Below are 9,922 nucleotides of genomic sequence, written 5' to 3'. Positions count from 1 at the left end.
TAATTGGTTTAATCACCCCGCGATAAGCGGGGGTGTCAGGTTTACATTTTCTTAGTTGCCGCTTTCTGTTTGGCAGCAGCCTTTTTAACCAGGGTCATACCACATTTCGGGCATTTACCCGGTTTATCGCTGGTCACTTCCGGATGCATAGTGCAGGTGTATTGTACTTTGGCAGGTTTTACCTTTTTGGTTTTCGTGGTATCAGATAATGGAGTACTTACGCGTGCAGCAAAAACGGTTGCGACCGAAAACAGGATGGCCATAGCCATCAGCATTGCTTTTTTCATGGTTGTAAAAATTAAAAAATGGATAAAAAGCATAGACAAGCTTATGCGTGATTATTAATTAAGATTGGATTACAAATGGAGTAGAGCCGGCTACAGAAATGTATGGCTATCTAAAATTACATATCAGATCCGGTAAGCGCAGTTACGCGTATAGATCGGTGTCGTTACCACGGGCGGCGCGTTGCTGCTATGAGTAATTTTGGCGGACAGAATCTTCCTGATAGTCTCGTTATCCAAATGGATAAAAGCTGGCAGGATCGACGGCAACAGCTGACTAAAAGAAAGTGAAAGTACCTTAAAATGACTGTCTTTTACTTTGAAGCTTTTAATCTCGTGCTTGCAGCAGTTGTTATTGTTTGAAGATTGCGCTCCGTCATCGTCCGCCGCCGCATAGGTGATCGTTACAGCAGCGAGCTTACCGCAACAATAAAAACGGTTTATCCCCATACCCACGCAGGATAAGAGATAAATTGCCGTTAATAAGATAAGCGCTGCGCGTTTCATTGCTCAAATATATTGATTTATCATTCAGAACTCAAGGTATTCACTTTCTATTCACTACAGCACGCTGTAGCTATAAGCAACGGTTATCGCAAAACCGATCAAGAACATCATGCCCGGGTTCTTTGTTCTGACTTCAAAAAACGCCATTTATAAGTTACTATTAAATGATCACTATCACATAACTAAATGTTTTAGGTCGTTGTTCAGCAGGTTAGGAGCTTTGAGACCGTATTAACAGGCAGCATGGCTGCACGATGTGCGAGGCGGGCTGTCATCGTTAAAAGGTGTACGGGATAAGGAACTGCTTGCGATCAATAACCAACTGTCACGATTAGCCGAAAAGGTAGAAAATGCTGAAGAAAAATTGATGGACGATACCATCAATGCCAAAACCTATAAAAAGTGGAACAAGAAGTTTCACATCTGAGAAAGCGCAGCTGATGGCAAGGAAGGAAGAATTGGAAGAGAATTTGGAAGACTATATCGAACAAGAATTGCTTGTTTTGCCGTATTTGCTCAATTTACCGCATATTTTCGAGGAGGCGACCATCACGCAGCAGCACGCGATTTTAAAGGAGGTGTTCAAACAAGGTCTCACGTTTAAAGAAGGTACGTTTAGAACACCCTCGCTGCACCCGGAGTTCGTTCATAACAGATTGAAATTTAAACAATTAGGGCTGCTCATTGATGAACAGCCCTATGATGATTTTTGGAGAAATCTCCTTTTGCGGAGAGCTAGGGATTCGACCTTTTAAAGATTAGAGAAGAGTGCGCTATATAAGAAAGCGTGTTTTAAGGTACATTAAGGTGCTATTTTAAAAATAAATCAAAATAGTCCAAACCTACACCACTAAATAATCGCACCCTAATTTGCACCCTAATTTAAAAATAGTTACATTAGTTAAGGTTTTATAACTATCAACACCATGAGTACCTTACGTTTTGCTTTACGCAGCGACAAAGTCGACAAGTCCGGCAAATGTCCTATTGAATTGATTTATCAAATTGCTGGACAACGAAAAAAAATCTTTCTGGAAAAGGACGGTAAACTAATAAAGCTAAATTATATCAACTGGAGCATAGAAACGCAAACGGCAGTTTATGTTGCTTATCCTAAAGCAAAAAAGTTACTTTATGCCAACATTGAATTTGCGAACATTTTGCAAAGTCGAGGCATTCAAGGGATTGCTATACTTGAAAGTGAAGCAGACGGAATAAACAGCGTCATAGCTGGGACCCGTTTGCAGATCGCCAACATTGAAAAGCTATTTGAACTGAACAAACAAAAGTATTCCGATGAAGATGTTATAAATAAATTCAAAGAGGCAAAAACCGGTGTAACCAAAAAGACTGAACACCGGGAATTACTTTTTGATTTTATGGATAAGTACATTACTGATCACGAACCCAGGAGGGCAAAAGGGTCATTGTCGGTTTATAAGTCTGTTAAAACGCATTTGCAAAACTATCAAAACTCGACCGGAGATAAGGTAAGGTTTGAAAGTATCAACAAAGCCTTTTTTGAGCGTTTCCAAAGCTTTCTAATATCGGACGGTAAACTGAATAACACAACCATTGCAAAGGTGCTAAGCACGTTAAAAACGTTTCTAAGCTACGCGGAGGAAAATGATATTCTTGTAAACGGAAATTATCGTAAATTCCAGATCAAGCGAGAAAAGTTAGAGGTTATTGCGTTAACAAATGACGAATTTACAGCCTTGTTAGAGAAGGATTTTACAGAAAATAAGAAATTCGACCGTGTGCGGGATATATTCTGCTTTAGTTGTGCAACCGGTTTAAGGGTATCAGATTTAATACAGCTTAAACGAGAACACATCAAAAAGGACGAAATTAAGTTGACCGTTAAAAAGACAAAAACAGAGCTGATTATTCCGCTCAATAAAATATCAGCAGGGATTCTCGATAAATATAAGGACCAAGCAAAGCCATTGCCAATGATCAGCAGCCCAAAGCTAAACGAATACATCAAAGAAGCTTGCGAAGCGGCGGGCATTGACGACCAAATCGAAATAGTAAGATTTCGCGGGGCAAACAGAGAAACAACAATTTACCCAAAATATAAACTTATTCGCATCCACACCGGCCGTAAAACGTTTGTAACCCTATCACTTGAAAAGGGGATGAGTGCAGAACAGGTGATGGCTATTACAGGTCACAGTGACTATAGTAGTTTTAAACGTTACGTCGACATTACAAAAAAACTCTCAAAGGTAGTAATGGCTAAGGCGTGGGGTGAAGTTAACCATCTGAAAGCGGTTTAAGCTGGTTCCAATGAGTGTAGAAAAATTAACAAATGAGAAATTAGCTGAATATGGTTTTATTGATTGCTCAGAAATTAAAAGTTTTTTAATACCTGGGCACTACAATAAAAGACTTTTTAAGGATAAAAATATTTATTATGCCTCTAAAGCTGAGGGTTTAATTTATACAGATATTGACGCAGCACGGAAAATTTACTTGCACGGAAGTTTGATAGCGTTCCCGTTTGGATATTATGAACTCTTAAAAGAGTACTATGAAATGAGACTGAATGAATTTGTTAAAAAAAACCTGGCTTTCATAAATGATGAATTATTCTTTAAAAATATATTTAGGAGTGAAGAAATAGAAACGACGAAAAACAATATCAGCTTCTATTCAGGTGTTAAAGACTGCAAACGACAATTCGAATATTACTTAATTTATCTAAATGGGCTAGACTACGATCAAATAGGGCCCAAAATACAAAATCAACAGTCGGCGCCCGCTGCAAGATGCTTGCCTGTAGGAAAAATAATTGAGCTTTATGACGTGCTTTCTGGAGTTGCTTTTAATAATTTAAGTGATGTGGAATTTATTACGTGTTTTGACATAGCTAATACCCCCACAGTAAAACCTATATTCATAAATAGCAATCAAAATGTATTTACTTATGCATTGAGCCTTATTGACGGCATAAACAGTAAAATAGCCTTATCCAATTTTGGTATTAAGAATTTCGACCAAATGAAAGGCCGGCCGCTACCGAAAAGTAAAAGGCAATTTGAATTAATGATAAAAAAAATAATAACTATATCAATGAAAGGTGCTATTGAAATTAAGGCAAAATAACGAATCACTAACCAATTATCTTTAATATCCCCTTTTGTTTAATTACAGAGGGGGTTTTTGCTTCATCAAAGTAACCTATTTCTAACCTATTACGTGCTGAAGTTTGAACTATACGAACATCAAAAAAAGTATAGTTATGCTAGAACAAATTCAAATCATTTCGACCCCTGCGGGTCTACAGGACTACATCAACAGTGCAGTAAAACATGCGTTTGATAATTTGGCAATGTTCCCAAACAGTAAGCCAATTGAAAGCCCATTGAGTGTAAAAGAACTCTGTGATTTTCTAGGAGTGACAGAACCGACAGTCAGCCGATGGCGTAATAAAGGGAAAATACCCTATATGCAAATAGGCAGCCGAATATTATTTAATAAATCAGCAGTTTTAGATGCATTAGAAAACAAAAAAAAATAAGGTTAAACTATGGTAGCGCATAATTTAACCTTGAATATTTTTTAGTAGCTAACTTGGTCTATTGAGCAACAACGACCACTCTACAAATGTAATAAAAAGCTATTAAAAAACATTGAACCGTTAAAATAATGCGTCCTAGGCTTAACCATGTTAATCAATATTATCATGGCAAAAAAAACAAAGGTAGCGGAGACATCCTTACAGGCTTACCGCGAGATCATAAGAGAAGGCTTAATCAAAAAGGAAAAGACAATTGTAATAAAATTAATGCGGAATATTCATAACCCGGTCACAAGTCGGGAAATAATGAATATTACCGGCAAAGAGCGGGGCAATATAACCCGTGTACTTTACGACTTATTAAAACAGAGCATTGTAGTAATAAGTCACAAAGATAAATGCTCGGTTACTGGCCGTACAGTCCAATTTTATAAACTGGCAGATATTCAATAATTTTATGATTGACGGCATTGTGCTAAGTTCAAACAGCATCGACTTGCGTCAAAGAATAGAGGCCAGCCCCTTGCTATCGGAAACTTTAAGGAACCACACGACTATCAAAACCGGGGAAAATTATACTACGGCAAAATATAATGATGTTGAGTTTACGATATTTTCATCAGGTAGAATACAGATAAGAGGGTCATTACACAAATATTATAATTGCATTAGCAACAACTTTATAGGTAAGCAGAAACACAATGCGAATGATTTTAACATCGCCGATATAAAAGGCGTGTTGGTTAGTTTATCCGCTTCATTTGGTCCCGAAATACTAAATTGTAAAGTTGATAGTATAGAATTTGGCTTGAACGTAAATACTAGCTGCTCTGCCAGGTATTTCATCGAACAAAATATAACGTTACTAAAATCGGGAGCACGACTTAAAAATCCAATTATTGAAAATAGTATACACGGATTTAACTGCGGGGTAAAATATATATTCTGTGATTATTGGCTTAAAGTTTATGATAAGGGGGCAATGTATAACATCAGTGAAACCCTATTACGTTGCGAATACAAGGCGTTAAAGATGCGGGTCATAAAAGATGCTAAATTGACTACACTAAGCGATATATCAGATAAAAATGCGCTACAGGTCTTATTTAATAATCTTATAGATATTTATGGCTATTTGCTAATACGAGAGCAATTTAATGAGAAAGATTTTTCAGCTAATGATCTACGTCTGTACGATCAGGGGTTTAATCCAGATTATTGGAAAGGGATAGATAGGCAAGAACGAAAACGGAAGAAAAAGCAGTTTGATAAACTGTATGCGGACCATGCAAAGACAAATCTAAAAGGGGAGATTTTAAACCTGCTGACAACTAAATTTAGTGAACTCACTTAAAGTGCCTACATTTTCACCATGGGTCAACGGAGCTGAACGCCACTGAATTCAGAACGCTTGGGAGACAATGTAAAAAGCTAGAAAAACAAAATTGCCTACATTTTCACCATTTATATATACGGTGAAAATGTAGGCAATTTATCATTATCATTTAGTGAGGCACTATCAATAAAATACACAGTATAGTAAAACGAATTGGAAGGGTTAAGAGATGCGTTAAGTGGCGTTGCGAAAAATATTAGTTTATCAAGGACTCCAAAACCACGCTTAAATACTTTACAAAACTTTACATTTTGAGCATCGTCTAAATGCCGATTGCGATATAATGATGATTTTATCACTCTCACAATGCATGAATAAATAAAAGCGGGATTATAGAACAATAACGAATTTTCCGAGTCAGTCACGCGGGTGAGTGAAGCCAATTAATTTCCTTCAGCACATTTTAAAATTCGATAAGCGGCACCCATCCTGGTTCCTCCTTGTGGATTTCTGCTAGAGCGTTTGCATGTTTTTTAATCACTCTTTCATGGTCCTTTCTGTATTGGACAGCCATCCATGCCTGTGAGCGCTGTTTTTGAGCTCCAGGTTTTGTTTTTTTATCCCAAGCGATCTTTTTGCTTGTCCCTAAATTTAAATGTACTACGTGCATATTTCATTATTAGTTCGATGGTTGATAATTCTAAACGGGCTTATAAATGATGCTCAAAAATAAATAAACTGGTTGAATTACTCGTTTTATACAACCCACTATATTAACAGATAAGAAGGTTTTTCCAACGTCATATACGCGCGCGTCTAAAGAGAGACCAACTAACGGTCATTATTCATTGAAATGCTTTAAGGTTTTTCTAAGATCGCTAACGCGCGTAATATCAATATTTGACGCTTTTTTACTTTTAGCTATTTTTTAATTCTTTTATAAAACTTCCTAAACTTAAAGCAATGGTATCCCTTACTGTGAAGTGGTTGACGATTATTTCGGTATCACACCGTGCGTGCAATCGGAATTATGCAGTTCAAAGCAAGCACAGAATACCCAAATAGTACCGTACATGACATCGAAATGCAAAAGAGTGTATCATTCTTAAATACCTTTATAGAAGTTAATACCAAGATATATAAGTATGAAAAAATTAGATTTAGCACCAATTGCGCCGGGTATCTCAATGTATGTAAAGGGCGGCACTTTGTCTTTTTTACAGTTAGCGTTCCAGGAACCCATTGCTGAATGTGAAAAGTCACGTATTGGATCAAGTTACGATTCAACTAAGGGTTATATATTAAACGGCTGTTTAAATAGCGGTAGCGGATCCAATTATGTTATCAGTGCGGGTTCTGTATTCTTTAACGGAGAGGTGTACATAGTTCCCGCAGCTTCGTTTACAATATCAGGTCCAAATGTTGCAGTGGGAGTAATAACAACTACTCAATTTATTGCAGATGCAGACCCCACAGATTTTACAGATGGCAACCAAAGGAACGTCCATAACATACGCCAAATAAATTTTCAGTCAGGGCTATCAGGTAGCGGGGCTTTTGATTTTAATAATGCCGTCAATCTTTTATACCGGCCAATAGGCGCAATAGGCCAAACTATCATTTGGAAAATGCCGGGTGCGGGTTCGCAAAATACATTATTAGCTACCTATTTTGACGCAGGAACCGGAAACGGAATACATCCATTAACTCTCGACTGGAAAATAGACGCAACAATGAGCGGGCATGTTGCGGCCGGTTATTTATCGGGCGATCCTACATACGGAACGTTAGGAGCAAATAAAGGTGCTGACACCTATCAAATAGCGGCAACTGATTTGCCAACGCTAAGTACCGATCCCAAGTTTGAAAGTGTCGGGCCTGGTACTGATTCTGCCTACATCACTGGCGGCGTAGCGACAAAGGGGGCACTCACGGTTAATGCAGGTTCACCGAATAACCCCATAGGCCTAATACAACAAACAGTAATCAAATTATTCATAACTAGGTATCAATAATATTGGGATAATATGGATTTAAAAATTGTAAATGAAAGGCGCTTGTCTGGCGACCTGAAAAGAGCCGCGGAACTAGCTGAAATTCCTTATGCCGATGCAAAAAAAGCTATAGCTAGGAAGAAAAGCAAATATCATGACAAGTTGTGTCATTTTCTCGGGGCAATTATAAAGGGTAGGGAGGACTTGAGAAAAGCATGACTGGTTTACCTTTTAATGTTCCTGCTATCGTTGAGTCACCGGGGCCAGTTTTAAGTAATTTGGTCACCCCAGCTGTTGTAAGAAATGCCAGTCAATTAGCTAGGGCGTTCAATCTACAAAACGTTCATATTTCACAACCTCAACAATCTGACTTTTTAATTCCACAAAGCGGCTCTATTGATCCGCAGCTATACCTTTCATCTTTAGGCACTAAAGTATTAGTCGATTTAACATTTCATGGGCAAACTTATCAAAATGAATTAGGGCAAGTCTTTACATTCCCTGACATCACTCTAGAGACCGTCTTATTAAGTGTTGGGCAAACAAAGAATATTGTTAAAACCGCTATACAGGGCCGCAAGGGTACGGTAAAGGAGTATATAGGACTGGGTGATTATCAGCTAACGATCAACGCAATCATCACAGGTCAAAACGGTTCGTTTCCAAAGGGCGATGTGCAGGATATGATTATCATGGCCGAATGCCCCAACGCAATAACCGTAACATCATGGTATTTGAATATGTTTTCTATTAACTCAATTGTTATTGAAAGCTATGATATTAATCAGGATGAAGGCCAATATTCAAGACAACCAATTAGCCTAAACGCTTCATCAGATCAGCAATCCAATTTGAAATTCATATAATTAACGTTATGCTAATAGTTACAACGAGAATATTAATTAGTCAAACACCGTCAAAAAAATATCCAGACCGGAACAGAGAATTCGACTTAGATTTTGTTGTTGAAATTGAGGCCAATAATTCATGGCGAGACTTTACAGATGGGTGTAAAATAACTTTGCCTAAAAATTTCAAATATGTTAATACGACAGGACAGGCTGTATATCCCAACAATGTAACGGGTATCGGGTCCAATATAGGTGGATTCGATGTAAACTCAACGCCCTTGTTTCTGCGTGGCGATCAAGTAACGGTAATAGCAGGGTATAAATATAAATTAGGTAATCAAAACTTTGTAGATACAGCAACAATTTTTGAAGGTTACATAAGCAGAGTTTCATCTAAAAAGCCTTTCGTTTTAGAGTGCGAAGATAACATGTGGAAATTGAAGCAGCTTCCGGCCCCAAATAAACTATTTAAAGCCAGGGAGTATACCCTAGAATCAATGATGGCTGAGTTGTTGGCTGGCTCTCCATTTACTGTAAATAGAAAAGAGTCAACTCCCATAGACGATTTTAGGGCATTGAACGAAAGTGTAATGGATATTATCGCCAGAATGCATAAGGATTTCAATATTTACGCTTATTTCATAGGAAATGAATTATACATAGGGCATCTAGTGATTTACCAAAATCCCGGCAATAATTATAAATTTATTTTTCAGGAAAACATAATTGAAGACGAACTGGAGTATAACAGAAAAGATGACATAGTCTTATCGGCAGTTGGTTATTCAACAAACACAATCAAAACAGCTGGAATAACAAAAGATGGGGCTACTAAAACTAAAAAGCAACGAATAGAGGTATTGGTAACGTTACAAAATGATGTATTTACTGCAACTAAAACGCTTCCTGGTCAAAAGGCAGAATATCCGCCAAACTTTACAGGCGAAAGACGAACTATATATTATCCTGGCACCTCAACAGATGTAGATAAAATTATAAAGTACACAGAGCAAGAGCTGAAAAGGCATTATTATGATGGATTTACCGGAAAGTTTACAACGTTTGGAATACCATTTTGCAAGCAAGGAGATAACGCTGAAATTTATGACGCTATATTGCCAGAACGCAACGGTACGTACAAAATAAAGGGAGTAGAATATAAACTATCTGTTGAGGGTGGCTTAAGACAAATAATTGAATTAGATTATAGGATAGGGGACAATAAAGATCCTATGCCAAGACTATCCTGAATTCATAAAGGACTAATTGAAAAGTACACCTTTAAAAGGTAGCTATATATCAGTTGTAATAGCCACTACTTGATCTGACAGTTATTTGGTTTTAAAAGTTGTCAGATGTGATTTGTGAATATAGCTTTTTCTCGTCTAAATGCATCGACTCAGATTCTTCTGAGCCCTTTTTGT

The 9,922-nt window shown here is 37.5% G+C and carries 14 protein-coding genes; 11 read left to right on the top strand and 3 right to left on the bottom strand.

Annotation, left to right across the window (positions count from 1 at the left end; genetic code table 11):
• Positions 1 to 41: 41 nt before the first annotated feature.
• A complete protein-coding gene (locus LJ658_RS16645; RefSeq protein WP_230547669.1) occupies positions 42 to 287 on the bottom strand; it encodes a heavy metal-binding domain-containing protein in 246 nt (81 codons plus the stop codon).
• Between the two features lie 123 nt (positions 288 to 410).
• Positions 411 to 791, bottom strand: coding sequence for a hypothetical protein (locus tag LJ658_RS16640; protein ID WP_230547668.1), 381 nt, complete (start codon positions 789 to 791; stop codon positions 411 to 413).
• Positions 792 to 1,047: 256 nt separating this feature from the next.
• On the opposite strand from LJ658_RS16640, the gene LJ658_RS16635 reads away from it, so the two are divergent.
• From LJ658_RS16635 to LJ658_RS16605, 7 genes are all read left to right on the top strand, one after another.
• A complete protein-coding gene (locus LJ658_RS16635) occupies positions 1,048 to 1,218 on the top strand; it encodes a hypothetical protein (protein WP_230547667.1) in 171 nt (56 codons plus the stop codon).
• Between the two features lie 13 nt (positions 1,219 to 1,231).
• Complete coding sequence (locus LJ658_RS16630) at positions 1,232 to 1,546, top strand: hypothetical protein (protein ID WP_230547666.1); 315 nt, start codon at positions 1,232 to 1,234, stop codon at positions 1,544 to 1,546.
• A gap of 171 nt (positions 1,547 to 1,717) precedes the next feature.
• Positions 1,718 to 3,073 (top strand): site-specific integrase, encoded by a 1,356-nt coding sequence (locus tag LJ658_RS16625; protein WP_230547665.1) that lies wholly within the window; start codon positions 1,718 to 1,720, stop codon positions 3,071 to 3,073.
• A 10-nt stretch (positions 3,074 to 3,083) separates the two neighbouring features.
• The gene (locus tag LJ658_RS16620; RefSeq protein WP_230547664.1) at positions 3,084 to 3,902 is read left to right on the top strand and encodes a hypothetical protein; all 819 of its coding nucleotides are present in this window, start codon (positions 3,084 to 3,086) and stop codon (positions 3,900 to 3,902) included.
• 136 nt (positions 3,903 to 4,038) lie between these two features.
• Positions 4,039 to 4,317 (top strand): helix-turn-helix domain-containing protein, encoded by a 279-nt coding sequence (locus LJ658_RS16615; RefSeq protein WP_230547663.1) that lies wholly within the window; start codon positions 4,039 to 4,041, stop codon positions 4,315 to 4,317.
• 165 nt (positions 4,318 to 4,482) lie between these two features.
• Complete coding sequence (locus tag LJ658_RS16610; protein ID WP_230547662.1) at positions 4,483 to 4,770, top strand: hypothetical protein; 288 nt, start codon at positions 4,483 to 4,485, stop codon at positions 4,768 to 4,770.
• Positions 4,771 to 4,774: 4 nt separating this feature from the next.
• Entirely contained in the window at positions 4,775 to 5,671 is an 897-nt protein-coding gene (locus LJ658_RS16605; RefSeq protein WP_230547661.1) for a hypothetical protein, read from the top strand.
• Positions 5,672 to 6,116: 445 nt separating this feature from the next.
• Here the strand turns inward: LJ658_RS16605 and LJ658_RS16600 are convergent, their stop codons facing one another.
• Complete coding sequence (locus tag LJ658_RS16600; RefSeq protein WP_230547660.1) at positions 6,117 to 6,323, bottom strand: hypothetical protein; 207 nt, start codon at positions 6,321 to 6,323, stop codon at positions 6,117 to 6,119.
• A gap of 475 nt (positions 6,324 to 6,798) precedes the next feature.
• On the opposite strand from LJ658_RS16600, the gene LJ658_RS16595 reads away from it, so the two are divergent.
• From LJ658_RS16595 to LJ658_RS16580, 4 genes are read left to right on the top strand one after another with little or no spacing between them, the layout of a single operon-like run.
• Positions 6,799 to 7,668, top strand: a complete 870-nt coding sequence (locus LJ658_RS16595) for a hypothetical protein (protein ID WP_230547659.1) — start codon at positions 6,799 to 6,801, stop codon at positions 7,666 to 7,668.
• A 12-nt stretch (positions 7,669 to 7,680) separates the two neighbouring features.
• Positions 7,681 to 7,866: a hypothetical protein gene (locus LJ658_RS16590; RefSeq protein WP_230547658.1), complete on the top strand. Its 186-nt coding sequence runs from the start codon at positions 7,681 to 7,683 to the stop codon at positions 7,864 to 7,866.
• Positions 7,863 to 8,513, top strand: a complete 651-nt coding sequence (locus LJ658_RS16585; RefSeq protein ID WP_230547657.1) for a DUF6046 domain-containing protein — start codon at positions 7,863 to 7,865, stop codon at positions 8,511 to 8,513. The genes LJ658_RS16590 and LJ658_RS16585 overlap by 4 nt, the downstream gene beginning before the upstream one ends.
• Before the next feature lie 8 nt (positions 8,514 to 8,521).
• Positions 8,522 to 9,748 (top strand): hypothetical protein, encoded by a 1,227-nt coding sequence (locus tag LJ658_RS16580; protein WP_230547656.1) that lies wholly within the window; start codon positions 8,522 to 8,524, stop codon positions 9,746 to 9,748.
• Positions 9,749 to 9,922 lie beyond the last annotated feature (174 nt).

The organism is Mucilaginibacter sp. UR6-11 (assembly GCF_020880695.1).
GTDB lineage: Bacteria > Bacteroidota > Bacteroidia > Sphingobacteriales > Sphingobacteriaceae > Mucilaginibacter.
Note: the sequence above shows the minus strand (reverse complement) of the source record. Positions and strands in the feature narration are given on the sequence as shown.